Origin of the sequence: Ochrobactrum sp. C6C9 (assembly GCF_022627935.1) — a bacterium.
Classification (GTDB): Bacteria; Pseudomonadota; Alphaproteobacteria; order Rhizobiales; family Rhizobiaceae; genus Brucella; species Brucella teleogrylli.
Genome location: NZ_JABXGB010000015.1, coordinates 1 through 25,096 on the forward strand (window position 1 = coordinate 1; position 25,096 = coordinate 25,096).

Consider the following 25,096-nt stretch of genomic DNA (forward strand, 5'->3'; position numbering starts at 1 on the left):
GGCAAGGCCTGCAACCAGCGGCGCTTCCGGTCCGACGATGACCAGATCGATGGCCTTATCCTTGGCGAAGGCAATCACGGCCTTATGGTCGCTGACATCGATATCGACCAGTTCGGCGGCTTCCGCGATGCCAGGATTGCCCGGCGCGCAATAGAGTTTTGTTAGTGACGGAGAAGCGGACAGTTTCCAGGCCAGAGCGTGCTCGCGACCACCCGAACCGATCAACAGAACTTTCATGCCTTGCTCCCTACGTCTGAGATAAGTAAACACTTACTGACTTCGGCTCTCTATTGCCCCTGCTTGTTCCGGGCAAGGCCAAAGCGCCAGATTCCGACGAAAAATGCCGGAACGGGTCTATTTTTTAGAAACGGAATCGATCATGCAGCAGTCGAAAACAGGCTCAAGTATCCAGTCCCGCGACGAACGCGGACGGGTGAAAGATGCACCATCGGGCCATTGGGTCTATAAGTTGTTGCCGCAGTCGCTGTGGCCCTATGCGCAGCTTGCGCGCTGGGATCGCCCGATTGGCTGGCAGCTTCTGTTGTGGCCGTGCTGGTGGTCGGCGGCACTGGTGGCGGGTGCCGGTGCGCAGCCCGGTGACGGTGCCTGGTCGGTCATGCCGTCGATCTGGCACCTGTTCCTGTTTCTGGTTGGCGCCATCGCCATGCGCGGCGCGGGCTGCACCTATAATGATCTGGTCGATCAGGATATCGACGATCAGGTGGACCGTACCCGTTCACGCCCGCTGCCTGCCGGGCAGGTGACACGCGGTCAGGCCAAAGCCTTTCTCGTCCTGCAAGCGCTGGTCGGGCTTGTCGTGGTGCTGCAATTCAACTGGTTTTCGATTGCGCTCGGCATTTTCTCGCTTTTGATCGTCGCTGCCTATCCCTTCATGAAACGCATTACCGACTGGCCGCAATTTGTGCTGGGTCTCGCCTTTTCATGGGGCGCGCTGATGGGTTGGGCTGCGGTCGAAGGATCGCTCTCATTGCCACCGGCGCTGCTCTATATCGGCGCGATCCTGTGGACCATCGGTTATGACACGATTTACGCCCATCAGGACAAGGAAGACGACGCGCTGGTCGGCGTGCGTTCCACGGCGCGCCTGTTCGGGAAGCACACCAAGACCGCACTGATGATCCTTTATGGCGGCGCTATCGGTTTCTTTGCCGCCGCTTTTGCGGTGGCGCAGGTGCCGATGCCGGCGCTGGCCGGATTGCTGGCCGCTGGCGTACATCTCTACCGCCAGATTATCGTGCTCGATATCGACAACCCCGACCAGTGCCTGAAACTGTTCAAGTCGAACAATATCGTCGGCTGGCTGATCTTCCTCGGCCTCGTTTTCGGCAGCCTCTGGGTGGCGATCAAGCCGATTGTGTAATTGAGGGGCAGGCGTAAACGCGCGACCCTCATCCTGAGCTTGTCGAAGGGCCGCCCCTTCGAGGCTTCGCTACGCTCCGCACCTCAAGGTGAGGGCGGGGCGTAGCAGCTTTTCTTTATCTTACGGATAAAGCCGGTCCTTGTTCCAGTCCCCTTCCGGCACGGGACGGGTAAACAAGACGCGGTCGTGCAGGCGGAACGGGCGGTCGTGCCAGAACTCGATTGAGACCGGGCGAATACGGAAGCCCGACCAGTGTGGCGGGCGTGGAATGTCGCCGATGGCATATTTCGCGGTATATTCCGCCACCGATTTTTCCAGCGCGAAGCGGCTTTCCAGCGGGCGCGACTGTTTTGAGGCCCATGCGCCGATACGGCTGCCGCGTGGACGCGAGGCGTAATAAGCGTCGGCTTCGGCATCGCTGACTTTCTCAACCGGCCCACGCACGCGCACCTGACGGCGCAGCGTCTTCCAGTGGAAGCACATGGCAGCCTTTTCAGCAGACAGGATTTCCTGCCCCTTGGTGCTTTCGTAATTGGTGTAGAAGACAAAGCCGTGTTCGTCGAAATCCTTCAGCAGCACCATGCGCACATTGGGCAGCCCATCGGGATCGACGGTGGCAAGCGCTACGGCATTGGGATCGTTCGGTTCAGTTTTGCCCGCATCGGCCAGCCACTCCGCAAAAAGCTTGAAGGGCTGGGAAGACAGGGTGAAATCGTCGCTTGAGCTGGTCATTTCCACTATTCTCGAATGATTGTGGTGATAGGCGGGGTCGGAACGGGAATCCCGACCTGAAAAACTGGCGCGAGCTTCCTCCATAAAACGCGTCTTGTCCACCTCCTGGACAGGGACGGGGGGCGGGGTTGAATGCATATGCCGCATCACAAGAATGGGCGTGGATTTTTCTGCCCGTCGGCTGAGGAAACCCACAGAGTTGCTGTTGTGCATTGGTATGGTTTTGTTTACCTTGCCAGCTCATCGCTTGTTAACCCACCACCGCCATAATCGCTGCATCCATAGCGTGTAAAATTGAGGACGTAGCGTTTGGCTGCTGGAACTGTCTGTCACCAGAAACATATCCGCTCTGCCGTTGATTTTGCTGCGGCCCTGCGCAATGCCGTGATCGGCATGACGCTGTTTTCGCTGGCCGGTTGTGCCATGGGTGGCGTCAGCATCGACAAGGCCGTTCCTGATTCGACCACCATCACCGGTTCGGTGCAGCAGCCGACCGTGCCGGATTCCAGTACGCTTTCCGATCAGTCAACAGTCAAGAACGTGGTTTCCGCTTTAAACTTCACGCAATGGGGTAAGAAGCCGGTGCCGTGGACCAATCCGGATACTGGCAGCCAGGGCACGATCACGACCGTTGCCGAGAGCAACAAGAACGATCAGCTCTGCCGTGAATTCGAAACCTCACGCGAAGCTTTTGACGGCGTTTCCATCTATCGCGGTGAAACCTGCATGCAGCGCGGCGGCCAGTGGACGGTCACGGCCTTCGCGCCAATCTGAGAGCCTGTTCCAAAAGTCGTCCTGTGTGGCTGCAAATGGCAATCTTCTCCGTTCCGGTGCTCACGTACGAATAGTACGCTCCGCTCCGGTACTCGAAAATCACCATTTTCGCACACACATGCCGCTTTTTGATTCAGTCTTTGACAATATGCGCAGTCTGACGTCCGTACAGACTGGAACTTTTCTTGCCTGATGCGCATATTAGGCTCAATTGAGTCTTACCACTGACTTCACAGTCATTTTCCTGAATGAGGAACTATATGCGCGATCCCTATAGCGTGCTGGGCGTCGCCAAAACGGCGAAGCCCGAAGAAATAAAATCGGCCTTTCGCAAGCTGGCCAAAAAGCACCATCCGGATCAGAACCAGGATGATCCAAAGGCGCAGGAGCGCTTTGCGGAAGTTAATCAGGCCTATGAAATCGTCGGCGACAAGGATAAGCGCGGTCAGTTCGACCGTGGCGAGATCGATGCCGAAGGCAAGCCCTTGTTTCAGGGTTTCCAGGGCGGCGGTGGTTTCGGCGGTGCACATGGCGATCCGTTTGCGGGCTTCCGCCAGGGCGGCGGCAATAGCCATTTCGAATTCCGTTCCGGTCCCGGCGGTCAGGGCGGCGGCTTCAGCGGCGCAGAAGACATTCTGAACGATTTGTTCGGCGGTGCTTTTGGCGGCGGCGGACGGCAGCGTGGCCGCGCGGGCGGCAGTGCCAAGGGCCAAGATCTGTCCGCATCCATCGACGTGACCCTGTCGCAAGCGGCAGGCGCGGAGAAGGTCGAGGCGATTTTCCCGAATGGCAAGCATCTCAACATCAAGCTGCCGAAATATGTCGAGGATGGCCAGACCATCCGCTTGAAAGGGCAAGGCGAGCCGCTGATGGGCGGAACGCCCGGCGATGCGCTTGTGACGATCCGCTTCAAGCCGCATCCGCGTTTCCGTCTTGAAGGGCGCGACGTGCATGTGGATTTGCCGGTCAATCTCAGCGTTGCAGCCCTTGGCGGCAAGGAAGAGGTCGAGACGCTTGATGGGCGTATTGCGGTGAAGGTTCCCGCCTGGTCGAGTTCGGATCGGGTGCTGCGCCTGAAGGAAAAGGGCCTGCCGCTGAAAGCGGGCGGGCGCGGCGACCTTTATGTTCATATCCGCATCATGCTGCCGGAGGGCGGTGACAAGGAACTGGAAGAATTCCTTCAGAAGCGCCGCGAAGGCTGATATTGTTCTCCCGAAGCGAAAAATCGCTTTGGGAGGCAATAAGGCCACACAATAAGAATTGATGCGATTCTGATCGATTGAATTGCTTTTCAATCGATCAGAACTGTTTTTTCTGTGGTCACGCGGGCCAAAATGCGGGCCGGGTGTTGTAGCTTTGCGGCAGTAAAGTGACAATGCCCGGCTTTTTCGCTGCAATTGCTTGAAGGTGATGCAAGCCTGTGCGATAGGGCAACAAGTTTATAGTTTTTCAATGAGGACCCTTAATGACCGCACAGTCTGGTTTGTTGCAGGGCAAGCGTGGATTGATTCTGGGCGTGGCCAACAACCGCTCCATCGCCTGGGGCATTGCCAAGGCCGCCCGCGATGCCGGCGCAGAACTCGCATTCACCTATCAGGGCGATGCATTGAAGAAGCGCGTCGAGCCGCTTGCCGAAGAACTTGGCGCTTTTGTTGCCGGTCATTGCGACGTGGCGGATGCCGCGAGCATCGACGCTGTTTTTGACGCGCTTGAGAAGAAGTGGGGCAAGATCGACTTTCTGGTGCACGCCATCGGTTTCTCCGACAAGGACGAACTGACCGGCCGCTACCTCGATACGTCGGAAGCCAATTTCACCAATACGATGCTGATTTCGGTCTATTCGTTGACGGCAGTTGCCCGCCGCGCGGAAAAGCTGATGGCTGATGGCGGGTCGATCCTGACGCTGACCTATTACGGCGCCGAGAAGGTCATGCCGAATTACAACGTCATGGGCGTTGCCAAGGCTGCACTCGAAGCAAGCGTAAAGTATCTCGCCGTCGATCTCGGCCCGCAGAACATCCGCGTCAACGCGATTTCGGCAGGCCCGATCAAGACGCTGGCCGCTTCGGGCATCGGCGATTTCCGCTATATTCTCAAGTGGAACGAGTACAATGCGCCGCTGCGCCGTACCGTGACCATCGAGGAAGTGGGCGATGTCGGCCTCTACTTCCTCTCCGACCTGTCGCGTTCGGTGACGGGTGAAGTGCACCACGCCGATAGCGGTTACCACGTCATCGGTATGAAGGCGGTGGACGCGCCGGACATTTCAGTCGTCAAGGACTGATACGATCCTTTTGAAATCCCGAAAAGTTGAGACGCTTTTCGGGATTTTTCTTTGTCTTTCCCGGACCGGGAAAGTTATCCCTAATTTCGAGAAGAACAGCCGGAACGGCTTCGACAGCTGTTTTCGACTGGCAACGCTTTAGAGGTAAGGCTTTGGCCCGGGAGATCATCTACTTTTCGCGTCACGGCGAAACAGACTGGAATGTTTCGCAGCGCATTCAGGGGCAGCTGGATATCGACATCAACGCCCATGGACGCACCCAGGCTGATCGCAACGGCGATATGCTGAAATCGCTGATCGGCGACGGCGCGGGCTTCGATTTCGTGGCAAGCCCGCTGCGCCGCACGCGCGAAACGATGGAACGCATCCGGTTGCGCATGGGTCTTGACCCTTATGATTTCCGCACCGATCCGCAGTTGATGGAAGTGAATTTCGGCGACTGGCAGGGCTTCATGATGGAAGATATCGCCAGGGAGCGGAATGATCTGGTGGAAGCGCGCGCCCGCGACAAGTGGAATTTCGTGCCGCCGGGCACGACTGCGGAAAGCTATATGAGCCTGTCGCAGCGCATTGGCCGCTGGGTGGAGGCCGTGGAATGGCCAACCGTTTGCGTCACGCATGGCGGCTGCATTCGCACATTGTTTTATCTCTATGGTGATCTCGACGGCCATGAGGCCGCCAATCTCTCCATCCCGCAGGACAAGATTCTGAAGTTCGAAAACGGCAAGCTGGAGTGGGTTTGATCTGTAAAGTTACCCGAGAATAAAATCGGGTATTTTCTTGCGTTCATACAGTTATAATTGACGACAAAATAAATAAATTTGATAATTATTTAGTACGACATATCGGTCGTTATCTTTATATTTCTTGCGGTAAAACGGAAGGGATATCCTGTGTTATTGATTTGATTTCAAAATTTATATTTGGAGATTTTTCGAATGCCGGAATTGCTGTTGAAAAATGGTGTACCTGCGCGCGTTGAACTTGGATTCGATGTAGATCCTTTGGATGCGGCAAGAGATATACTGGCCTTTTTTGCAGGCTTCGTTCCTGTCGTCGGGTCTCTGTTAAAGACGCTCGTGAAGACCTTCTGGCCAAAAGACGCGCCGGATGTCTGGGCCCAGATCAAGCAGGAGGTTCAGACGCTCGTTGGTGAAGAGATCGACCAGAGCCAGTGGGGTGTATTGCAGGGTAAAATTGCCGAATGCGGCGATAAGGTCAGAAGCTTTTCCGAGGTGCTCAACGCGGGAGACAAGGAACAAGCTCAAAAATTATATAACACCTACACAGCATATTTTATAGGATTGGAAAAAAACTTTGAACTGAAAGGCCATAGATATGAGTATTTCTTTTCTCCGGCCTATTGTGCTTTAGTCAATATTATCATCGCATTTCGATTGGAAGTTATTCACAACGGAGCTAAAGTTTCCATTAGCGATGGGAATATCGAGTATGAAAAAAGAGCTCTCAGAGACCTGATAGATTGTTCAAAGAAATACATTTCTTCCGTAAAAATAAAGCATGATGATTATATAAAAAAATCATTAGAAACTGGAGGAAGTGCTGATTATTATAACTCCTTATTTAAAGTAAATCATTTTTTCCAGGCCGGTGCGATCGTATATTTGCAGATATGGAATATTGAAGCTTTTCTGGAGAAAAAAGATATTGAGGTTGATCTGGCTTTGCCCGGCCTCATTATCCAAATCCCATGGTCCGACGGTGGGGACAATATGAAGGGACCGGCGATATGTCAGTCCATCACCCCGGCATTGAAAGACAACAAGATAAAATCCGTTACTTTGGGGGAAAGTGCCGAAAGCGATACCTATCATGTGCGGCCGACAGGTCTCATGGTCTGCTATGAAAACCATAAGGATCAAATGGGTTATTTCGGACGACCGAGAGATATGCAGGTTCGTGAAAAAGTGCTCGATTGTTCAACGACCAAATGGGACCATCTCAGCAAGATCAGCGGTAACAGCAGTGGTTTCGTAGATCTGTTGGAGTTGACGACCAACGAAGGAAAATCAGTCACAATCGGTCATAACAGGTCTGGCCCGATGAATACCGCCAGTCTGGAACTCAAGTGGCCGTACCGCGTCGGCAAGATTTACGTTCCTGATGATGACGTCGGCTATCGTTACCGTCATTCCGGGCATCAAATGGGTGCGGCGGGTTTTGGCATTGTCTATGATAATGATCTGGCTAGAGAAACTGCGAAGCGCCTTGTGAGCTATTTCTCGAAAATCGATTAACGCAAGCTATTCGCGACTGCGGACTTATTGTCATAATAGCCCGCAGTCACTTTAAGGCAGTTTTTGGTCTGCGGCTTACGGCGCTTCCTGAATGTCGGTGATGAAGCGGGTATTATCCACCATATCGTAGATGATGATGACCTTCATGCCCTTGTTGATGGCGCTGTAATCGAATTCGCCCGGCAGTTTGTAAGTCTTACCGTCATCGAGTGAAAGCGTTTCGCTATCCTTGTTGATGGACGTGATCTTGCCTTCGGCATCGTCGGCCATGGCGACTGTCGAAAACAGCGAGGCGAGAATGAGGATCAATCCGACCAGATACTGCATGGTTTTCCGTTCCTTTGCCCGCTCTTTCGCCCGGTTTCATTGTCGTGAAGCAAGACTTCACCGAATCGACACGACGTCGCCATTTGTTTATTAGCGACTTGCTCTTTGTTGCCCTCAATCTAGCGTGTCGAATGTGTCAAAAAAAATACCGGAACGGGATGATCCGAAGGAAATTTCGGGTCGGCGGTGGCCATGATTTGACCGATCCCGAAAAGCTCAATAAAACGCCCGGTGAAGTAGCTGGTATCCTGCCCGTCAGGGTTCGCCTCCGGGGTCATTTTAGTCAGGCGTCGCGCATGTCTCATAATAGTTTTGGTCATCTGTTCCGCGTAACCACCTGGGGCGAAAGCCACGGTCTGGCGCTGGGTTGCGTCGTGGATGGGTGCCCGCCCGGCATCACCTTCACCGAAGCTGAAATTCAGTCCTATCTCGACAAGCGCAAGCCGGGTCAGTCCAAATATACCACCCAGCGTCGCGAGCCGGATCAGGTGCGCGTGCTATCCGGCGTTCTTCTCGGCGAAGACGGCGTGACCATGACCTCCACCGGCACACCCATCTCAATGATGATCGAAAACACCGATCAGCGCTCCAAGGATTATGGCGAGATCGCCCGCCAGTACCGTCCGGGGCATGCCGATTACACCTATGACGTCAAATATGGCATTCGCGATTATCGTGGCGGGGGCCGCTCGTCGGCGCGGGAAACGGCGGCCCGTGTGGCGGCTGGCGCCATTGCGCGCAAGATCGTGCCGGGCCTTGAAGTCAAGGGCGCGCTGGTCGCCATGGGCGTACACGGCATCGACCGCCGCCGCTGGAACTGGTCGGAAGTGGACAACAATCCTTTCTTCTCGCCGGATGCCGGGTCGGTCGAATTGTTCGCGGATTATCTCGACGGCATTCGCAAGAGCGGATCGTCGGTCGGCGCGGTGATCGAGATCGTGGCCGAGGGCGTGCCCGCCGGTATAGGCGCGCCGATCTATGGCAAGCTCGATCAGGATATTGCCAGCCTGCTGATGTCGATCAACGCCGTGAAGGGTGTCGAAATCGGCAATGGTTTTGAAGCTGCGCGCCTGACCGGCGAAGAAAATGCCGATGAAATGCGGATGGGCAATGACGGCACGCCGCTGTTCCTGTCCAACCATGCCGGCGGCATTTTAGGGGGCATCGCCACCGGCGCGCCGGTGGTGGCGCGCTTTGCGGTCAAGCCGACGTCTTCCATTTTGACGCCGCGCCGCTCCATCGACAAGGACGGCAAGGAAGTGGACGTGATGACCAAGGGACGTCACGATCCATGCGTGGGCATCCGCGCCGTGCCGATTGGCGAGGCGATGGTCGCTTGCGCCATTGCGGATCATTATCTGCGTCACCGCGGCCAGACTGGCCGCGTCTGATAAAACGGGGCCAGACCGGACGGATTTAACAGAGGTGTATGTCGATGAGCTATAATCAGAAGCAGGTTGTGGATGCATTGCGCGCTTTCGAGCGCGGCGAAATCGTCGTCGTCATGGACGATGATGGCCGCGAGAACGAAGGCGACCTGATCGTTGCCGCCGTGCATTGCACGCCGGAAAAGATGGCCTTCATCGTGCGCCACACATCGGGCATCGTCTGCACGCCGATGCCACGTGAGGAAGCGAAGCGCCTCAATCTCGCGCCGATGGTCGCCGAGAATGAATCCGCCCACACCACCGCTTTCACGGTCACGGTTGATTATCGCCATGGTACGACCACCGGTATTTCGGCCGAAGACCGCACGCTGACGGCGCGCAATCTGGCGAACCCGAATGCAGGTGCGGATGATTTTGTGCGTCCCGGTCATATTTTCCCGCTGATCGCGCGCGAAGGCGGCGTTTTGATGCGCTCGGGCCACACCGAAGCTGCCGTCGATCTTTGCAAGCTCGCCAATCTGCCGCCCATCGGCGTCATCTGCGAACTGGTCAATGATGACGGCTCGGTCATGCGCGGCCCCGATGTGACCGCTTTCGCCGAAAAACATTCGCTGCACCGCGTGACGGTGGCAGACCTCATCGCCTATCGTCAGCGCAAGGAAACGCTGGTCAAGCGTGTCGGCGATGCGGCGATCAAGACCTGCGCTGGCAATGCCCACGCCTACACTTACGAACTGCCATGGGAGCCGATGCAGCATGTGGCGGTGGTGTTCGGCGATATTCGCGATGGGGAGGAAGTGCCGGTGCGCCTGCATCGCGAAGACGTGCTGAACGACGTGTTCGGCAAGGGCGGCAGCAATCTCGACGCGATCATGGAGCGCATGGGCAAGGAAGGCCGGGGCGTTCTGGTCTATCTGCGTGAAGGTTCGGTCGGTGTTCGCGCCGATCATCACGATGCGCGCGCCCGCGATAATCTGCCAGGCGAGCATGAAAGCCATGCGGAAGCCCGCGCCCGTGAAGAAGAATGGCGGCAGATCGGCCTTGGCGCGCAGATCCTCAAAGATCTGGGCATCACCTCCATCGTGCTGCTGGCCTCGCGCGAGCGTCACTATGTCGGCCTCGAAGGTTTCGGCATCGGCATTGCCCGCACCGAGATTATCTGAAGACTCACGTAACATCCCGAACAGATCGGATTGCGATGCTAATTTCGATTGGCGTCGCGATTTTATTTTTGTAATTATCTATAACAATTCGATATTTAATGAATTCCTTGTTAATATTTAAAGTAGCTATGTATTGATACTGTAAACAACTCCAGTTATGCCAGATAAGTTATTTTTTTATCATGAAGCCCTAAAATAGTTATAATTTAATATTGAGGTGATAATATGGATGGTTATGGCTTAGAGATCGATGATTTGCCGCTTGGAATTCTAATTATGGATTCATACGATACAAAAAAGGTTAAAGGTTCTCTTACAAATAATGGGGCTGGGTTTAAAGGGAAGGTTCTTCTTTTTGTTCACTGTCAAAAAGAATTAATTACTATTGACGAGGGGAGTAGTGTTTTATCCAACGATGATGGGAAATTTGAATTCACAGTGGAATCGAATTGGTATCAGCCAAACTTTGGCTCATCCCACGATGAGCTATATGCAACTATTGAGTGTTCTTATTCTCCTACCGGAGTTGATCCTTTCACTGTGACCAATATTAAGGTAATAGTGAAGCCAACTCCGATTTGAAAGTTCATTGATAAAAATATCATGGTCGTCATAGTCGCTTAAGCTATCAATGCTATCATACGCGCATGACGACACGGCTTTACTGGCATCCGATTTATCTGGAACATCTGACACCGTCCGGGCACCCCGAGCGCCCGGATCGCATTCGCGCGCTGATGAGCGAGCTGGAAGAGCCGGATTTCTACCGGCTCGACCGGGTCGAGGCATCGAAGGCGAGCGCAGACACGATCCTTCTCGCCCATCCGGAAGAGCATCTTGACGCGGTGCGCGCCAAAATCCCGGAGCCGGTCGAGGATGAAGAAGCGCCGCAGCCCGTCGTGAAGCTCGACGGCGACACCTATGTCAGCCCGAAAAGCATGGAGGCAGCGCTCACCGCCATCGGCGCAACGATGGGCGCGGTGGATGACGTGTTTTCAGGCGCCGCCAGCAACGGCTTTGTCGCTGCACGCCCCCCAGGCCACCATGCCGAGCGTGAGCGCGCCATGGGCTTTTGCCTGTTCAATTCGATTGCCATTGCGGCTCGTCATGCGCAGCGCCGACACGGTGCCGAGCGGGTCGCCATCATCGATTGGGACGTGCATCATGGCAACGGAACGCAGGATATTTTTCAGGACGATCCAAGCGTTCTGTTCTGCTCCACGCATCAGTTTCCGCTCTATCCCGGCACGGGCGCGAAGGATGAAACCGGCGTCGGCAATATCGTCAATGCGCCGCTATCACCCAATACGGGCAGCCGCGAATTTCGCGAAGCATTTAATAGTCGCGTATTGCCCGCTTTGGACAACTTCCGGCCAGATTTGATCCTTATTTCGGCTGGCTTCGATGCTCATTTTCGCGATCCGCTGGCCGAGATCAATCTCGACGAGGCGGACTTCGACTGGGCGACCGGCAAACTCATGGAACGGGCGGAACGCTTCTGCGATCACCGGCTCGTGAGTGTGCTGGAGGGTGGATATGATCTAGAGGGCTTGTCGCAGTCCGCATCTACGCATATTACGCGGCTGTTGAAAGGATGAATCATGGTAACCGAACCGTCCAACGCCGATATTGCGGTCATGAGCTTCGAGGATGCCCTCAAGCAGCTTGAAAAGATCGTCGACGATCTGGAGCGGGGCGATGTGCCGCTGGAAGAATCCATTCGCATCTATGAGCGCGGCGAAGCGCTGAAGAAGCATTGCGACACGCTGCTGAAATCGGCGGAAGACAAGGTCGAAAAAATCCGCATCGGCCGCGATGGTCAGCCTGTCGGCACGGAACCGCTCGACGCGGAATAGTTAGAACAGCGCCCTGAGTTGAGAGACATAGGGCGCGAGCACGCCGCTCAGCAAATAGGGGCCAAGGCCCCAGCAGAGCGTCCACCCGGCAGCGCCGATCACATTTGCAGCCAGAAAATGCAGCGGGTTCATATTCATGGAGCCCGCGACAATGCCGTTGAGCTGGCGCAACAGCACGACGAAGCGCGCCGTCGCGACCACATAAAACCCCTTGCTGTCGAACAGCTTTTCAAATTGATCGAGCCTTTCCGGCGTGAGCTTGACCAGATGGCCATAGCGCAGGATCAGCTTGCGCCCGCCGAAATGCCCGATCAGATAGCCGGTGCAATCGCCCAGCACCGCGCCGATAAACACCGCCAGCAGCACGGCTTCGATATTCAGTGTGCCATGCAGCGCCAGAAGCGAGCTTGCGATCAGCGCGCTTTCGCCGGGAAGCGGCGCGCCGAACGACTCGAAATAGACGATGACGAACAGCGCCAACGCGCCATAGGCTGTGATGTAGGGTTCGAGAAAGCTCATAAATTCAACATCTTTGCTGAGAAACCGCTGGTCCTGAAACGCAAACGGCTCCGGCGCGGACCGGAGCCGGAAACATATAAATCAAAATATCAGCCGATAGAACGTTTGCCGGTGATGGCGTGATAGGCCCAAAGCACGATGACTGCGCCGACAATGGCGATGATAAGGCTGATCGGATCGAATGCGCCGGTGACGCCGCGCCCGAACAGTGAAGATGAAAGCACGCCGCCGACGATTGCGCCGACAATACCCAATGCGATGTCAAAGAAGACGCCTTGACCGCTTTTATTAACGATTTTGCTGCCGACGAAGCCAGCAATCAGGCCGAGTATGATCCAGCTTATTACAGACATCTTATATCTCCCGAAGCGCAGATAAACATTTGTTTCGCGCTCGCGGAAAATTTTCATATTTATTGCGCAGAGGCAAGTTAATATGCTTGTCAAAACGAGAAATCGTTTTAACTTCAACTTACCGCATGCACGTCAAGCTGCATGGGATAACAGGGAGTATTGCGTCATGGGTAGTTACGACGATAACTCAAACGGTTCGCCGATCCCCGGCGGCAGTCTTGCCAAGCCAATCATGATTGCACTTGGCGCGTTGCTGGTTGGCAAGATGCTCGGCGGCAGCAAGGAAGAACCCGCACCGACGCAGGCGCAGCCGGTGCCTGACCAGTCTCAGGCTGGCGGCGGCTTGGGCGATCTTCTCGGTGGCCTGCTTGGCGGCGGCGCTGCCGGTAATGCTTCGGCTGCACCGTCTGCGGGTCAGGCTGGCGGGCTTGGTGGTGGATTGCTCGGTGGCATTCTCGGCGGGCTTGGTGGCCTGCTTGGTGGCGCTGCTGCGGGCAACGCATCGGCAGCACCTTCCGCGCCGGGTCCGCTCAGCGGTGGCCTTGGCGGCCTGCTGGAACAACTGAACCAGGCAGGTCTTGGTGAAAAGGTTGAATCTTGGGTCGGCCAGGGGCAGAACCACCCCATCGAGCCGGGCCAGCTTGGCGATGCTATTGGCCAGAAGACGCTTAGCGAAATTGCCCAGCATGCAGGCATTGACCAGCAGGAATTGCTGAACCAGCTTTCGCAGGTGTTGCCGGGTCTGGTGGACAAGCTGACCGCCAACGGTCAGGTGCCGGACACCAACGCGCTTTCCAAGCTGTTGCAGGGTCGCTAAAGCATTTCCAGCAAAAGTGCGTAGCGGTTTTGCGTAGGATAATGCGTAGGAAAAAGCTGTTTCCAGCAAAAGTGCGTAGCGCCTACGCGGGGAAATCAGTCCACTGGACTGATTTCTGATCCCGCTTCGATGCGTAGGATAATGCGGCTCTGGAAAAGCGTGGAGCTAGCGCCATATTGATGAATGCGGACCGCACCGGCCTGCCGGTGCGGTTTTGTTTTGAACAGATTTGATCGGCTGGTTTTGCGGCTGATCCGGTTGGAAAGGATGTCTCATGAGCTTTTTCCCCTGTCCCGATCCGGTGCTTGGCGACAAGACGACAGTGGATGCGATTGAGACGCTGGTAATTCCGCGCACAAGCGACATTGGCGGGCTGGAAGTGCGCCGCGCACTGCCGACCGTTCGCCGCAGGCTGGTGGGGCCGTTCATCTTCTTCGACCGCATGGGGCCGGCAGTGCTGCGCGATGGCGATGCGCTCGACGTGCGCCCGCATCCGCATATCGGCCTTTCGACGGTGACCTATCTGTTTGACGGTCACATCCGTCACCGCGACAGTCTCGGCACGGAAATGGTGGTGCGCCCCGGCGATGTGAACCTCATGACGGCGGGGCGCGGCATTGTGCATTCGGAGCGCTCGCCCGAAGAAGAACGCAATGGGCCGCTCTCGATTTCCGGCGTGCAGACATGGCTGGCGCTGCCCGACGCGCTGGAAGAAATCGACCCGCATTTCTATCATACCAATGCGCCCGATCTGCCGTTGATGACGGATCCCGAATTTGACGGTCGCCTGATCATAGGTTCGATGCATGGGCTGAAATCGCCGGTCATCCAGCATGCCGATACGCTTTATGCCGATATCCGCATCAAGCCGCATGGCCGTTTTCCCATCCCGCCGACAGCGGAAGAACGCGCGATCTATACGCTGAGCGGCAATGTGGGCATTGGCGGCGAAGTGTTTCCGCCCGACCGGCTTCTGGCCTTCCGCCCCGGTGACGATATCGTCGTGCAGGCCGGGCCTGAAGGCGCGCATATCATGCTTTTCGGCGGTGCGGCGCTTGGCTCGAAACGTTACATCTGGTGGAATTTCGTTTCATCCTCCAAGGAGCGCATCGAGCAGGCCAAGGAAGAATGGCGCACAGGTCGTTTCGATATCGTGCCGGGCGACGAACAGGATTTCATACCTTTGCCTGAATGATAGCCTTATCGTGCTAGCTTGGGCATATTGGCCCAGATCGGCCTGTGCTTCTTGATCTGGCCGCGATGCTGCTATACCGACGACCAATCCAGATAATCCCAAAGACAGGTTGTTTCGATGTCCCGACCCAACACCCCGTTGCTCGACAAGGCGCCGACCCCGGATCGCCTGCGCGCATTGCCGGAGCAGGACCTGCCGCAACTGACGGCAGAACTGCGCGCCGAGCTGATCGACGCCGTGTCCACCACGGGCGGACATCTGGGCGCGGGGCTGGGCGTGGTCGAGCTGACGGTCGCGCTGCACCATGTTTTCGATACGCCGCATGACCGCATCATCTGGGATGTTGGCCATCAGGCCTATCCGCACAAGATCCTGACCGGTCGTCGCGACCGCATCCGCACGCTGCGGCAGGAAGGCGGCTTGTCCGGTTTTACCAAGCGTTCCGAGAGCGAATATGATCCATTCGGCGCGGCGCATTCCTCGACGTCGATTTCCGCCGGTCTCGGCATGGCGGTGGCCAGCGATCTTTCCGGCGAAAAGCGCAATGTCATTGCCGTCATCGGCGATGGCTCCATGTCGGCGGGCATGGCCTATGAAGCGATGAACAATGCCGGTGCGCTGGATGCGCGGCTGATCGTGATCCTCAACGACAACGACATGTCGATTGCGCCGCCGACCGGCGCGATGAGCGCCTATCTGGCGCGCCTCGTTTCGGGCCGCACCTATCGCAGCGTCCGCGAAGCCGCCAAGCAGGTAGCGCAGAAACTGCCGAAATTCCTTCAGGACAAGGCGCGCAAGTCGGAAGAATATGCCCGCGCATTCTTCACCGGCGGCACGCTGTTCGAAGAGCTGGGCTTCTATTATGTCGGGCCTATCGACGGGCATAATCTCGACCATCTTCTGCCCGTGCTGAAAAATGTTCGTGACACGCAAAAAGGCCCGGTGCTGATCCATGTGGTGACGCAGAAGGGCAAGGGCTACGCGCCTGCGGAGGCTGCTGCCGACAAATATCATGGCGTCAACAAGTTCGATGTCATCACCGGCAAGCAGGCGAAGCCGCCCGCAAATGCGCCGAGCTATACCAAGATTTTCGGCACGAGCCTGATCGAGGAAGCGCGTCACGACGACAAGATCGTGGCCATCACCGCCGCCATGCCGACCGGCACCGGGCTTGATCTCTTCGGTGAAGTTTTTCCGCAGCGCACCTTCGATGTGGGCATTGCCGAACAGCACGCCGTCACATTTGCAGCTGGTCTCGCCAGCGAGGGCTTCAAGCCGTTCTGCGCTATTTACTCGACCTTCCTGCAGCGTGGTTACGATCAGGTCGTGCATGATGTGTCGATCCAGAACCTTCCGGTTCGCTTCCCCATCGATCGCGCCGGTCTGGTGGGTGCCGATGGTGCCACTCATGCAGGCTCCTTCGATACGGGTTTCCTCGCGGCTCTGCCGGGGTTTGTCGTTATGGCGGCTTCCGACGAGGCTGAACTGCGCCATATGGTGCGCACTGCCGCCGAATATGACGAAAGCCCGATTTCCTTCCGCTATCCGCGCGGCGACGGCGTTGGCGTCGATCTGCCGGAGCGCGGCTCGGTGCTGGAAATCGGCAAGGGCCGCATCGTGCGCGAAGGCACCAAAGTGGCGCTGCTATCCTTCGGGACGCGGTTGCAGGAATGCCTTGCCGCCGCCGATGAACTGGGCGCTGCCGGACTTTCGACGACAGTTGCTGATGCGCGCTTTGCCAAGCCGCTCGATCACGATCTCATCCGTCGTCTCGCCCGTGAGCATGAAGTGCTGGTGACGGTCGAAGAGGGTGCGGTAGGCGGCTTTGCCTCGCATGTGCTGCAATTCCTCGCCACCGATGGTTTGCTGGATCGTGGCCTCAAGGTTCGTGCGCTGACGCTGCCCGATCTATATCAGGATCACGGCAAGCCGGATGCGATGTATGCCAGCGCCGGTCTCGACCGTGCCGGTATCGTGCATACGGTCTTTTCGGCGCTTGGCCGCGAAGATATCGCGACACCGTTCCGTGCCTGATTTCAGGGCGCGCCTTGATCAGTTGCTGGTGGAACGCGGATTGTTCGCCACGCGCTCGCGCGCTCGCGATGCGATCCAGCGCGGCACGGTCAAGGTGGATGGCAAAGCCGTCACCAAGCCGGGCCAGACGGTTGCCCACAACGCGGCGATCACGGTGGACGATCCGGCCAGCGCCTATGTCTCGCGCGCGGCGCTCAAGCTGATTGCGGCGCTCGATCATTTCGATCTCGATGTGAAGGGGCGCACCGCGCTCGATATCGGTGCATCGACTGGTGGTTTTACACAGGTGCTTCTGGAACGCGGCGCAAGTCATGTCATCGCCATCGATGTCGGCCACGATCAGTTGCATGACAGCCTGCGCGCCGACGCTCGCGTCACCAACAAGGAAGGCGTCAACGCCCGCGCGCTGGAATTGGCCCATCTCGACGGACGCGATATTGATTGCGTTGTTTCGGATGTCAGTTTCATCTCGCTGAAGCTGGCTTTGCCCCCGGCATTGGCCTTTGCGCAAAAAGATGCTATCTGCGCGCTTCTCGTAAAGCCGCAATTCGAGGCAGGACGTGAAGCCATCGGCAAGGGCGGCATTTTGCGCCACCCGGCAGACGGCGAACGCATCGCAGAAGAACTCAAACTCTGGCTTGAGACGCAGCCCGGCTGGCGCGCGCTCGGTCTTTGCCCGTCACCCATTGAAGGCGGCGATGGCAATCGTGAATATCTCTTGGCAGGAAAGAAGGACCGATGACGACGCAGTTAACAATCCGCTCGATTGGTGCGGGCGGCGATGGCGTCGCCAATCTTCCCGATGGTCAGATTTATGTGCCTTTCACCCTGCCGGGCGAAGTGGCCAATGTGGCGCGCGACAAGAACCGCGCGACACTGATGGCCTTGCTGGAAGCCTCGCCAGAACGGCAGGACCCGGCCTGCGAGCATTTCGAAGCCTGCGGCGGTTGTGCGCTGCAACACTGGCAGGACGAACCCTATCGCCTTTGGAAGCGCGAACTGGTGGTCTCGGCCCTGAAGGGCAGGGGCATCGACGTAGAGGTTGAACCGCTGGTGGCTTGCGCGCCGCATACGCGCCGCCGGGCCGTTTTTGCGGTGCGCAAGACCGAGAAGGGCGTTCTGCTCGGCTTCAATCGCCATCTCAGCCACGAAATTATCGATATTGTCGAATGCCCGGTCACCGTGCCGGAAATCATCGCGCGCCTCGACGATCTGCGCGATGTCGGCGCTTTGCTGGCGCCGGGTTCCAAGCCGTTCAAGCTGGCGGCAACACTGACGGCATCCGGCCTCGATCTGGCGGCAAGCGGCTGCGGTGTGCTGGATGACGACCAGCGCCGCGCCCTGACCGCGCTGGTCATCAAGAAAGGCTTTGCGCGTCTTTCGCACGAGGGCGAAATCATCGTCGAGCCGAAAAAGCCACTGATCCATTTCGGCAAGGTTCCGGTTCCGGTGCCGCCCGGCTGCTTCCTGCAAGCGACGGCTGAAGCCGAGGAAACCATGACGGCGTTGGTGCTGAACCATGTCGGCAAGGCGAAGCGCGTCGCTGATCTCTTCTGCGGCGTCGGCACGTTTGCACTGAGAATCGCAGAGAAAAGCGCTGTGCATGCGGTGGAAAGCGATGCGGCTGCTCTGGCGGCGCTCGACCGTGGCGTGCGCCATGTGCAGGGCTTGAAGCCTGTCTCGGTCGAACGGCGCGATCTGTTCCGCCGTCCGCTGATGCCGAAGGAATTGCTGCCGTACAACGCCGTTGTCTTCGATCCGCCGCGCGCGGGTGCCGAAGAACAGGCGCAGGAACTGGCTAAGTCCAAGGTGGAAAGGGTGGTTGCCGTGTCGTGTAACCCGGTGACGCTCGCCCGCGATCTCGCCATTCTGCTGAAGGGCGGCTATCGCATCCAGCGCGTCACGCCCATCGACCAGTTCCTGTGGTCGCCGCATGTGGAAGCGGTGGCGACGCTGGTGAAGAAATAAGGGAGTAGGGGAGTAAGGGAATAGGGGAATATGTTCTGGGGAAGAGCGTGGGTTTGCGCGAAGCAAACATACTGCCCTACTCCCCTATTCCCTTACTCCCCTAACCTCACATCTTTTCGATGATTTCGGGATCGCCTTCGCGCGGCTTGCCATTGGCGGCGATGATGGCCGGCACAATGTCTTCCGCCCGGTCGATGACCAGCGGCTGCACCTGATGGGCGGTATGGAGAAACCCTTCCGCGCGCATGTGGTCGAGCAGCGACAGCATGGGCTGCCAGAAATTGTTGATATTGGCGAAGACCATCGGCTTGCGGTGCTTGCCGAGCTGTCCCCATGTCATCATCTCGACGATTTCCTCGACCGTGCCGATGCCACCGGGCAGTGTGACGAATGCATCTGATTTCTGAAACATCAGGTGCTTGCGCTCGTGCATATCGTCAACGACGATCAGTTCGGTCAGCTGTTCCGCCTTTTCGAGGCTTGCTTCCTTGTCGAGCAGGAAAGTCGGGATGATGCCGGTGACTTCGCCGCCAGCTTCCATCACGCCCTGCGACACCGCGCCCATGATGCCGCGTGTGCCGCCGCCATAGACAAGGCGCAGACCATGCTCGGCAATCGAGCGGCCAAGCGCCAGTCCCGCTTCGCGATAGATGGGGTTCTGGCCCATGGAAGAGCCGCAATAAACGCAAATGGATCGAATCTCAGACATAGTGCTTTTTTGGGCTTTTGATGCGTAAGCGTCAAGTCGGGCGTCACGCCGCAGTGGCGCAAAAACCGTTCATGTCCTGTACATTCAGGGCCGGTATTCTAAGTCTTATTTTGCAAATCAAATCGGAGTGAATTTGAAAATGTTGTCACCCATGAAATTGTCCGTCGCACTTTTTGCACTGTCTCTGACCACCTCGGTGGCATCGGCTGCTGAAATTACCATCAAACTGCCGGACGATACGGCGGTGACGACCAATTCCGTCCTTTATAAATGCGGCGAAAAGGACGTGTCCGTCACCTATTACAATGCCGGTGATATTTCGCTGGCCGAGCTTGAGCTGGATGATGAAACCGTCGTCGCTTCCAACGTCATTTCTGGCTCAGGCGCGAAATATGCCGGTGGGGTTTATGTCTGGTGGACCAAGGGCCCGGAGGCTAGTCTCTACAATCTTATGGACGACCCGGAGCAGGAAAAGCCTACAAGCTGTGCAGAACAATAAGCAAGCTAAGAAAAACCCTCGTAGCTTTCTCTAATTCGGTGCAGATTTGTTGTGGGGGGAAGCCAAAAGCTATAAACCCGTTCTAGAGAGCATTTCCAGCAAAAGTGCGAAGCGGTTTTGCGTTGGATAATGCGACAGGGGAAGAAGTTAGCATTTCCAGCAAAAGTGCGAAGCGGTTTGTGTTGGATGATGCGCAGAAAAAAATAGATAGCGCGGTTCCAAAGTCTCCGTTTTAACCGGAAACGCGCAAGTCTCTTGCGTGGGTTTCGAAACGAAATGCAGAAGAACAGCTTTGGATTGCTCGGCGCTGGCGTGATGGCGGTTATTGTCGGGCTCGGTCTTTATTGGAACGCGAAAAAGACAGAGCCAGATACGCCGAAGGCCGGCGTTTCCGCGCCCGCCGCTTCCGGCGGCGAACAACAGGCAGCACAGCCGCAAACGCCCCAGACGGAAACACCCCCAGCGCAATCCGCTGCGGCTGCGCCAAAGGCCGATAAGCCGACCACCCCTGCCGAACAGGCTGCCGTTGAACCGGAACAGCAACACCAGACGCCGATCTTCGACGTCTTGCGCGTAGAACCGGACGGTTCCGTGGTGATTGCAGGCAAGGCCATGCCGAATTCGGACGTCGAAGTCGTGGCTGGCGCCAGTGTTCTCGGCAAGGCCAAGGCAGGCCCCAATGGCGATTTCGTCGTGGTGCTGGACGATCCTTTGAAGCCGGGCGATCATCAGCTGGTGTTGCGCGCCTCGGGGCAGGACAAGGTTGCCACTTCCGCCCAAACCGCCATTGTCTCCGTGCCGGATTCAAAAAGCGGACAGGTTCTGGCGCTGGTTGAAGAGCCGGGCGCAGCAAGCCGCCTGATCACCAAGCCCGAAGCGGCTCCCGCGCAGCCCGCCGACAGCGCCTCCGGCCCGTCGAATGGCGCGGCTACAGCGCCGACACCGGGCGAAAGTTCGCAGGCCAAGCCTGCGGAGGAACTTCCGATTGCCATCGAAGCGGTGGAAATCGAAGGAGACGCCATCTTCGTGGCAGGCAACGCCAAGGGCGGAAACCGCGTGATCGTCCATGCCAACGATATTCTGATCGGCTCCAGCGCCGTTTCGCCGGAAGGCCGTTTCCTCGTGCAGAGCACGCAGCCGCTGGCTGTTGCCGATTACATCATTCGCGCCGATCTTCTCGACAATGCCAATCGTATCGTCGCAACTGCGCGTGTGCCGTTCCGTCGCGAGGCTGGCGCGAATATTTCGGCGGTCGCCCCCGCCGCCAGCGGCGCTGCGCCCGCGGAAGCCGGTGCCGAGGACAAGGCCGCGCTGCAAAAGGTCGATGGTTCGGTGATCATCCGCCGCGGCGATAATCTGTGGACGATTTCCAAGCGCGCTTATGGCAAGGGCACACGCTACACGACGATCTATCTGGCCAATCGCGAGCAGATCAGGAATCCGGACCTCATCTGGCCGGGGCAGGTGTTCCACATGCCCAAAGAGCCACTGGGCGATGAGGAAGTGAAGCGCCAGAGGCAGGAACGTCAAAACTGACCAGTCTTCGTTCTACCACGACAGTTGCATTCTTCGTGATGCCGGTCTGCAACGAGCAATTTCCTGTGCTCCGGTGCTCACGTACCCAAAAGTACGCTCCGCTCCGGTGCTCGAAAATCACTCGTTTCGCCACGGCCTGACGAATTTGCAACTGTCGTGCTACTTAACAATCACGATAGCTTGTTTTTACATTCACGGCGTTTTTTGGAAAAGACGCCGTGAAATCTTGTGCTTTAAGGTATAATCGTTTATCGTCGATATACGATGAAGATTTCCATGAATGATCAGCCCGCAGCCGATCTCGGCACGATGGCGAAAGGCGACGAGGATGCTGCGCGGATCTATGCCGCGCTGGGGCATCCGGTGCGTATCGCCATCTTACGGCAGCTGATCCTTGAGGACGCCTGCTGCTGCAAGGACATTGTCGGCAGGCTGGATCTCGCCCAATCCACTGTTTCGCAGCATTTGAAGGTTCTCGTGACCGCAAGGCTGATCGACTATCGACCCGAACGCCAGTCTTCGCGCTACAGCGTCAACTGGCAGCAAATCAATGCCATTCGCACCCACCTTGCCGCATTCGCCGGTGGTTGTTGCACGTTATGATCTGACCCGAAAGAACGCCTGATGAGCTCCTCCAAAACGGTTTCTGCCGAATCCGGCGAAACATTCAAGACCCTGCGCAATCTCTGGCCCTATATGTGGCCCGAGGGCAGGCCGGACCTGCGCATGCGCGTGGTGTGGGCGACGTTCTATCTGGTCATTTCGAAGATCGTACTCATTCTCGTTCCCTATTTCTTCAAATGGGCGACGAATGCGCTGAACGGGCAGCTGCAAGCGCCGGGCTATGTGCCGCTCTTCCTGACCGGCGCGGTCATGCTGGTGGTGGCCTATAACGGATCGAGGGTCGTGCAGGCCGGTCTCAACCAGCTGCGTGACGCGCTGTTTGCCAGTGTCGGCCAATATGCTGTGCGTCAGCTCGCCTATCGGACGTTCGTGCACATGCACCAGCTTTCGCTGCGCTTTCATCTGGAGCGGCGCACGGGCGGCCTGTCACGCGTGATCGAGCGCGGCACGAAGGGCATCGAAACCATCGTCCGCTTCACCATTCTCAACACGCTGCCGACCATTCTGGAATTTGCAATGACGGCGGTGATCTTCGCCGTCTCCTACGGCATTTCCTATCTGGTCGTCGTCGCGGCGACGGTGTGGCTCTATACGTGGTTCACCATCAAGGCGAGCGATTGGCGCATTAACATCCGTCGCGAGATGAATGATTCCGATACGGACGCCAACACCAAGGCTATCGACTCCCTGCTGAACTTCGAGACCGTGAAATATTTTGGCAATGAGGCGATGGAGGCCAAGCGTTTCGATAGCTCCATGGCGCGTTATGAAAAGGCTGCGACCCAGACCTGGACCTCACTCGGCTGGCTGAACTTCGGTCAGGCGGTGATCTTCGGTGTCGGCATGGCGATCGTCATGGTGATGTCGGCGCTGGAAGTGCGCGCCGGAACGCAATCCATCGGCGATTTCGTGTTCATCAATGCGCTGTTGATGCAGCTTTCCATTCCGCTCAACTTCATCGGCTTCATCTATCGCGAAATCCGTCAGGGTCTGACCGATATCGAACAGATGTTCGACCTGCTCGACGTAAAGCAGGAAGTGAGTGACAAGCCGGATGCCAAGCCGGTGCAGGTCGACAAGGGCGCAATCCGCTTCGATGACGTGCATTTTGCCTATGATTCCAACCGTCCAATCCTCAAGGGCATCAGTTTTGAAGTTCCGGCAGGCAAGACGGTGGCGATTGTCGGGCCTTCGGGCGCGGGCAAGTCCACGATTTCGCGGCTGCTGTTCCGCTTCTACGATATCCAGTCGGGCTCGGTGACGATTGACGGTCAGGATGTTCGCGACGTGACGCAGGAAAGCCTGCGTAAGGTTATCGGCATGGTGCCGCAGGATACGGTGCTGTTCAACGACACCATCGCTTATAATATCCGCTATGGCCGCACCGATGCGACCGAGGAAGAGGTGGAGAAGGCAGCCGAAATGGCGCAGATCTCCCGTTTCATCCAGCATCTGCCGGACGGCTATAAGTCCATGGTCGGCGAACGCGGCCTGAAGCTTTCAGGCGGCGAAAAGCAGCGCGTGGCGATTGCGCGCACGATCCTGAAAGCACCGCCGATCCTGATCCTCGATGAAGCGACCTCGGCGCTGGACACGGCGACCGAGCAGGAAATCCAGTCGGCGCTGGATATCGTCAGCCGTGGCCGCACGACGCTGGTTATCGCGCACCGCCTTTCAACGGTGATCGGTGCTGATGAAATCATCGTGCTGAAGGATGGCTTGATCGCCGAGCGCGGCACGCATCGCCAGCTTCTGAAGCACAAAGGCCTTTATGCTTCGATGTGGGATCGTCAGCGTGAGGCTGACGAGGCCGAAGAACGCCTGCGTCAGGTGCGCGAAAGCGACGATATGGGCGTGGTTGTGCGCGGAACGCCTGCGGCGGAGTGATCACGCCACCTGACAGTCGTGCATAAATTGCGAAATGCATTTTGAGATTCTGGAAGGGATGCGCTACACACGGCGAAACGCGAGGAACAAGCGATGAGCCTGACTGACACTATCCGCAACACTTTCGTGCCGATTCACCGGGAAGGCTATCCGTTTATAGCGGGCTTTTTCGTGGTTTCGCTGATCCTTGGCTGGTTGTGGGACCCGCTGTTCTGGATCGGCATGGTGCTGACGGTTTGGTGTATTTATTTCTATCGCGATCCCGAACGCGTGACACCGATGGACGACGATCTCGTCATCAGCCCGGCTGACGGCAAGGTATCCTTCGTCGGCCCGGCCATTCCGCCTGCGGAGCTTGATCTCGGTTACGAGCCGCTGACGCGCGTTTCCGTGTTCATGAATGTTTTTTCCGTGCACATCAACCGCTCGCCGGTTCGTGGTCAGATCGTTAAGGTCGAGCATCGCCCGGGCAAGTTCCTCAATGCCGAACTCGACAAGGCCAGCACCGAAAACGAACGCAACAGCGTTCTGATCGAGAGCCCGCATGGCAAGGTCGGCGTGGTGCAGATCGCTGGTCTGGTGGCGCGCCGCATCGTGTGCTGGTCCAATCAGGATGACGATCTGTCGGTCGGAGAACGTTTTGGCCTTATCCGCTTCGGTTCCCGCGTGGATGTCTATCTGCCCGCTGATGCGACTGTGCGCGTTGCCGTCGGTCAGACGGCTGTTGCTGGTGAAACGGTGCTTGCCGATTATGGCAGCAACCGTAGCGAACCCGTCGTCCGGATTGCGTAG

25 protein-coding genes and 2 pseudogenes are annotated in these 25,096 nt (G+C 57.2%); 21 read left to right on the forward strand and 6 right to left on the reverse strand.

All coding sequences use genetic code 11. The annotated features are described in order from the left end of the window. A pseudogene (locus tag HWD97_RS13415) lies at window positions 1-237 on the reverse strand (phosphoribosylamine--glycine ligase); the annotation flags it as partial. 142 nt (window positions 238-379) lie between these two features. On the opposite strand from HWD97_RS13415, the gene ubiA reads away from it, so the two are divergent. Then, the gene (gene ubiA, locus HWD97_RS13420) at window positions 380-1,381 is read left to right on the forward strand and encodes a 4-hydroxybenzoate octaprenyltransferase (RefSeq protein WP_171316549.1); all 1,002 of its coding nucleotides are present in this window, start codon (window positions 380-382) and stop codon (window positions 1,379-1,381) included. A gap of 120 nt (window positions 1,382-1,501) precedes the next feature. On the opposite strand, the gene pdxH is transcribed toward ubiA, so the two are convergent. After that, entirely contained in the window at window positions 1,502-2,113 is a 612-nt protein-coding gene (gene pdxH, locus HWD97_RS13425; RefSeq protein WP_171316546.1) for a pyridoxamine 5'-phosphate oxidase, read from the reverse strand. Window positions 2,114-2,422: 309 nt separating this feature from the next. Here pdxH and HWD97_RS13430 point away from each other — a divergent pair, with 309 nt between their 5' ends. The 5 genes from HWD97_RS13430 to HWD97_RS13450 all read left to right on the forward strand — a co-directional run bounded on the left by HWD97_RS13430 (window position 2,423) and on the right by HWD97_RS13450 (window position 7,429). Then, window positions 2,423-2,887, forward strand: a complete 465-nt coding sequence (locus tag HWD97_RS13430) for an RT0821/Lpp0805 family surface protein (RefSeq protein WP_371830798.1) — start codon at window positions 2,423-2,425, stop codon at window positions 2,885-2,887. A gap of 260 nt (window positions 2,888-3,147) precedes the next feature. Beyond that, complete coding sequence (locus HWD97_RS13435; protein WP_171316544.1) at window positions 3,148-4,089, forward strand: DnaJ C-terminal domain-containing protein; 942 nt, start codon at window positions 3,148-3,150, stop codon at window positions 4,087-4,089. A gap of 263 nt (window positions 4,090-4,352) precedes the next feature. Next, window positions 4,353-5,171 carry an enoyl-ACP reductase FabI gene (gene fabI, locus HWD97_RS13440; protein WP_109368447.1) on the forward strand — a complete coding sequence of 273 codons (819 nt, stop codon included), beginning with the start codon at window positions 4,353-4,355 and terminating at the stop codon, window positions 5,169-5,171. A 152-nt stretch (window positions 5,172-5,323) separates the two neighbouring features. Next, window positions 5,324-5,914: a histidine phosphatase family protein gene (locus tag HWD97_RS13445; protein ID WP_121537335.1), complete on the forward strand. Its 591-nt coding sequence runs from the start codon at window positions 5,324-5,326 to the stop codon at window positions 5,912-5,914. 195 nt (window positions 5,915-6,109) lie between these two features. After that, complete coding sequence (locus HWD97_RS13450) at window positions 6,110-7,429, forward strand: insecticidal delta-endotoxin Cry8Ea1 family protein (RefSeq protein ID WP_171316542.1); 1,320 nt, start codon at window positions 6,110-6,112, stop codon at window positions 7,427-7,429. Window positions 7,430-7,504: 75 nt separating this feature from the next. Here the strand turns inward: HWD97_RS13450 and HWD97_RS13455 are convergent, their stop codons facing one another. Next, window positions 7,505-7,756: a DUF1344 domain-containing protein gene (locus HWD97_RS13455; protein WP_109368449.1), complete on the reverse strand. Its 252-nt coding sequence runs from the start codon at window positions 7,754-7,756 to the stop codon at window positions 7,505-7,507. 296 nt (window positions 7,757-8,052) lie between these two features. On the opposite strand from HWD97_RS13455, the gene aroC reads away from it, so the two are divergent. The 5 genes from aroC to HWD97_RS13480 all read left to right on the forward strand — a co-directional run bounded on the left by aroC (window position 8,053) and on the right by HWD97_RS13480 (window position 12,163). Further along, on the forward strand, window positions 8,053-9,147 hold the full coding sequence (gene aroC / locus HWD97_RS13460; RefSeq protein WP_171316539.1) for a chorismate synthase: 1,095 nt from the start codon (window positions 8,053-8,055) through the stop codon (window positions 9,145-9,147). Window positions 9,148-9,191: 44 nt separating this feature from the next. Beyond that, the gene (gene ribB, locus HWD97_RS13465) at window positions 9,192-10,307 is read left to right on the forward strand and encodes a 3,4-dihydroxy-2-butanone-4-phosphate synthase (protein WP_109370180.1); all 1,116 of its coding nucleotides are present in this window, start codon (window positions 9,192-9,194) and stop codon (window positions 10,305-10,307) included. 225 nt (window positions 10,308-10,532) lie between these two features. After that, window positions 10,533-10,889: a hypothetical protein gene (locus HWD97_RS13470; protein ID WP_171316536.1), complete on the forward strand. Its 357-nt coding sequence runs from the start codon at window positions 10,533-10,535 to the stop codon at window positions 10,887-10,889. Window positions 10,890-10,954: 65 nt separating this feature from the next. Beyond that, entirely contained in the window at window positions 10,955-11,905 is a 951-nt protein-coding gene (locus HWD97_RS13475) for a histone deacetylase family protein (RefSeq protein WP_171316533.1), read from the forward strand. A gap of 3 nt (window positions 11,906-11,908) precedes the next feature. Further along, window positions 11,909-12,163: an exodeoxyribonuclease VII small subunit gene (locus tag HWD97_RS13480; protein WP_078338030.1), complete on the forward strand. Its 255-nt coding sequence runs from the start codon at window positions 11,909-11,911 to the stop codon at window positions 12,161-12,163. Here HWD97_RS13480 and HWD97_RS13485 read toward each other — a convergent pair whose 3' ends face one another. Together HWD97_RS13485 and HWD97_RS13490 are read right to left on the reverse strand one after the other, a co-directional pair. Continuing rightward, a complete protein-coding gene (locus HWD97_RS13485; protein WP_109368452.1) occupies window positions 12,164-12,682 on the reverse strand; it encodes a DedA family protein in 519 nt (172 codons plus the stop codon). 89 nt (window positions 12,683-12,771) lie between these two features. Beyond that, entirely contained in the window at window positions 12,772-13,035 is a 264-nt protein-coding gene (locus tag HWD97_RS13490; protein WP_109370181.1) for a GlsB/YeaQ/YmgE family stress response membrane protein, read from the reverse strand. 166 nt (window positions 13,036-13,201) lie between these two features. Here HWD97_RS13490 and HWD97_RS13495 point away from each other — a divergent pair, with 166 nt between their 5' ends. From HWD97_RS13495 to HWD97_RS13515, 5 genes are all read left to right on the forward strand, one after another. Next, entirely contained in the window at window positions 13,202-13,852 is a 651-nt protein-coding gene (locus HWD97_RS13495; protein WP_109368453.1) for a YidB family protein, read from the forward strand. A 274-nt stretch (window positions 13,853-14,126) separates the two neighbouring features. Further along, window positions 14,127-15,047, forward strand: a complete 921-nt coding sequence (locus HWD97_RS13500) for a pirin family protein (RefSeq protein WP_109368455.1) — start codon at window positions 14,127-14,129, stop codon at window positions 15,045-15,047. 117 nt (window positions 15,048-15,164) lie between these two features. Beyond that, on the forward strand, window positions 15,165-17,081 hold the full coding sequence (gene dxs, locus HWD97_RS13505) for a 1-deoxy-D-xylulose-5-phosphate synthase (RefSeq protein ID WP_109368456.1): 1,917 nt from the start codon (window positions 15,165-15,167) through the stop codon (window positions 17,079-17,081). Then, complete coding sequence (locus HWD97_RS13510) at window positions 17,074-17,823, forward strand: TlyA family RNA methyltransferase (protein ID WP_371835114.1); 750 nt, start codon at window positions 17,074-17,076, stop codon at window positions 17,821-17,823. The genes dxs and HWD97_RS13510 overlap by 8 nt, the downstream gene beginning before the upstream one ends. Next, a complete protein-coding gene (locus HWD97_RS13515) occupies window positions 17,820-19,049 on the forward strand; it encodes a class I SAM-dependent RNA methyltransferase (protein WP_371835115.1) in 1,230 nt (409 codons plus the stop codon). The genes HWD97_RS13510 and HWD97_RS13515 overlap by 4 nt, the downstream gene beginning before the upstream one ends. A 106-nt stretch (window positions 19,050-19,155) precedes the next feature. Here the strand turns inward: HWD97_RS13515 and HWD97_RS13520 are convergent, their stop codons facing one another. Beyond that, window positions 19,156-19,758 carry a TIGR00730 family Rossman fold protein gene (locus tag HWD97_RS13520; protein ID WP_109368461.1) on the reverse strand — a complete coding sequence of 201 codons (603 nt, stop codon included), beginning with the start codon at window positions 19,756-19,758 and terminating at the stop codon, window positions 19,156-19,158. Window positions 19,759-19,909: 151 nt separating this feature from the next. Between HWD97_RS13520 and HWD97_RS13525 the strand changes: the two genes are divergently transcribed. The 5 genes and pseudogenes from HWD97_RS13525 to HWD97_RS13545 form a co-directional block, all read left to right on the forward strand. Then, window positions 19,910-20,257 carry an MliC family protein gene (locus tag HWD97_RS13525; RefSeq protein ID WP_109368462.1) on the forward strand — a complete coding sequence of 116 codons (348 nt, stop codon included), beginning with the start codon at window positions 19,910-19,912 and terminating at the stop codon, window positions 20,255-20,257. Window positions 20,258-20,533: 276 nt separating this feature from the next. After that, complete coding sequence (locus tag HWD97_RS13530) at window positions 20,534-21,793, forward strand: Ig-like domain-containing protein (protein WP_121537339.1); 1,260 nt, start codon at window positions 20,534-20,536, stop codon at window positions 21,791-21,793. A gap of 276 nt (window positions 21,794-22,069) precedes the next feature. Then, window positions 22,070-22,396: a metalloregulator ArsR/SmtB family transcription factor gene (locus HWD97_RS13535; RefSeq protein ID WP_349496900.1), complete on the forward strand. Its 327-nt coding sequence runs from the start codon at window positions 22,070-22,072 to the stop codon at window positions 22,394-22,396. Between the two features lie 21 nt (window positions 22,397-22,417). Further along, window positions 22,418-24,304, forward strand: coding sequence for an ABC transporter ATP-binding protein/permease (locus HWD97_RS13540; RefSeq protein ID WP_109368465.1), 1,887 nt, complete (start codon window positions 22,418-22,420; stop codon window positions 24,302-24,304). Window positions 24,305-24,391: 87 nt separating this feature from the next. After that, window positions 24,392-25,096 (forward strand): annotated as a pseudogene (locus tag HWD97_RS13545) (phosphatidylserine decarboxylase); the annotation flags it as partial.

Bases quoted from the DNA above. Each gene is read 5' to 3' on its own strand.
- HWD97_RS13480 (WP_078338030.1), top strand. From the start codon at position 11,909: ATGGTAACCGAACCGTCCAACGCCGATATTGCGGTCATGAGCTTCGAG.
- HWD97_RS13475 (WP_171316533.1), top strand. From the start codon at position 10,955: ATGACGACACGGCTTTACTGGCATCCGATTTATCTGGAACATCTGACA.
- HWD97_RS13520 (WP_109368461.1), bottom strand. From the start codon at position 19,758: ATGTCTGAGATTCGATCCATTTGCGTTTATTGCGGCTCTTCCATGGGC.
- HWD97_RS13530 (WP_121537339.1), top strand. From the start codon at position 20,534: ATGCAGAAGAACAGCTTTGGATTGCTCGGCGCTGGCGTGATGGCGGTT.
- HWD97_RS13515 (WP_371835115.1), top strand. From the start codon at position 17,820: ATGACGACGCAGTTAACAATCCGCTCGATTGGTGCGGGCGGCGATGGC.
- aroC (WP_171316539.1), top strand. From the start codon at position 8,053: ATGTCTCATAATAGTTTTGGTCATCTGTTCCGCGTAACCACCTGGGGC.
- dxs (WP_109368456.1), top strand. From the start codon at position 15,165: ATGTCCCGACCCAACACCCCGTTGCTCGACAAGGCGCCGACCCCGGAT.
- HWD97_RS13455 (WP_109368449.1), bottom strand. From the start codon at position 7,756: ATGCAGTATCTGGTCGGATTGATCCTCATTCTCGCCTCGCTGTTTTCG.
- HWD97_RS13435 (WP_171316544.1), top strand. From the start codon at position 3,148: ATGCGCGATCCCTATAGCGTGCTGGGCGTCGCCAAAACGGCGAAGCCC.
- HWD97_RS13490 (WP_109370181.1), bottom strand. From the start codon at position 13,035: ATGTCTGTAATAAGCTGGATCATACTCGGCCTGATTGCTGGCTTCGTC.
- HWD97_RS13470 (WP_171316536.1), top strand. From the start codon at position 10,533: ATGGATGGTTATGGCTTAGAGATCGATGATTTGCCGCTTGGAATTCTA.
- HWD97_RS13495 (WP_109368453.1), top strand. From the start codon at position 13,202: ATGGGTAGTTACGACGATAACTCAAACGGTTCGCCGATCCCCGGCGGC.
- fabI (WP_109368447.1), top strand. From the start codon at position 4,353: ATGACCGCACAGTCTGGTTTGTTGCAGGGCAAGCGTGGATTGATTCTG.
- HWD97_RS13525 (WP_109368462.1), top strand. From the start codon at position 19,910: ATGAAATTGTCCGTCGCACTTTTTGCACTGTCTCTGACCACCTCGGTG.
- pdxH (WP_171316546.1), bottom strand. From the start codon at position 2,113: ATGACCAGCTCAAGCGACGATTTCACCCTGTCTTCCCAGCCCTTCAAG.
- HWD97_RS13450 (WP_171316542.1), top strand. From the start codon at position 6,110: ATGCCGGAATTGCTGTTGAAAAATGGTGTACCTGCGCGCGTTGAACTT.
- HWD97_RS13485 (WP_109368452.1), bottom strand. From the start codon at position 12,682: ATGAGCTTTCTCGAACCCTACATCACAGCCTATGGCGCGTTGGCGCTG.
- HWD97_RS13535 (WP_349496900.1), top strand. From the start codon at position 22,070: ATGAATGATCAGCCCGCAGCCGATCTCGGCACGATGGCGAAAGGCGAC.
- ubiA (WP_171316549.1), top strand. From the start codon at position 380: ATGCAGCAGTCGAAAACAGGCTCAAGTATCCAGTCCCGCGACGAACGC.
- HWD97_RS13500 (WP_109368455.1), top strand. From the start codon at position 14,127: ATGAGCTTTTTCCCCTGTCCCGATCCGGTGCTTGGCGACAAGACGACA.
- ribB (WP_109370180.1), top strand. From the start codon at position 9,192: ATGAGCTATAATCAGAAGCAGGTTGTGGATGCATTGCGCGCTTTCGAG.
- HWD97_RS13540 (WP_109368465.1), top strand. From the start codon at position 22,418: ATGAGCTCCTCCAAAACGGTTTCTGCCGAATCCGGCGAAACATTCAAG.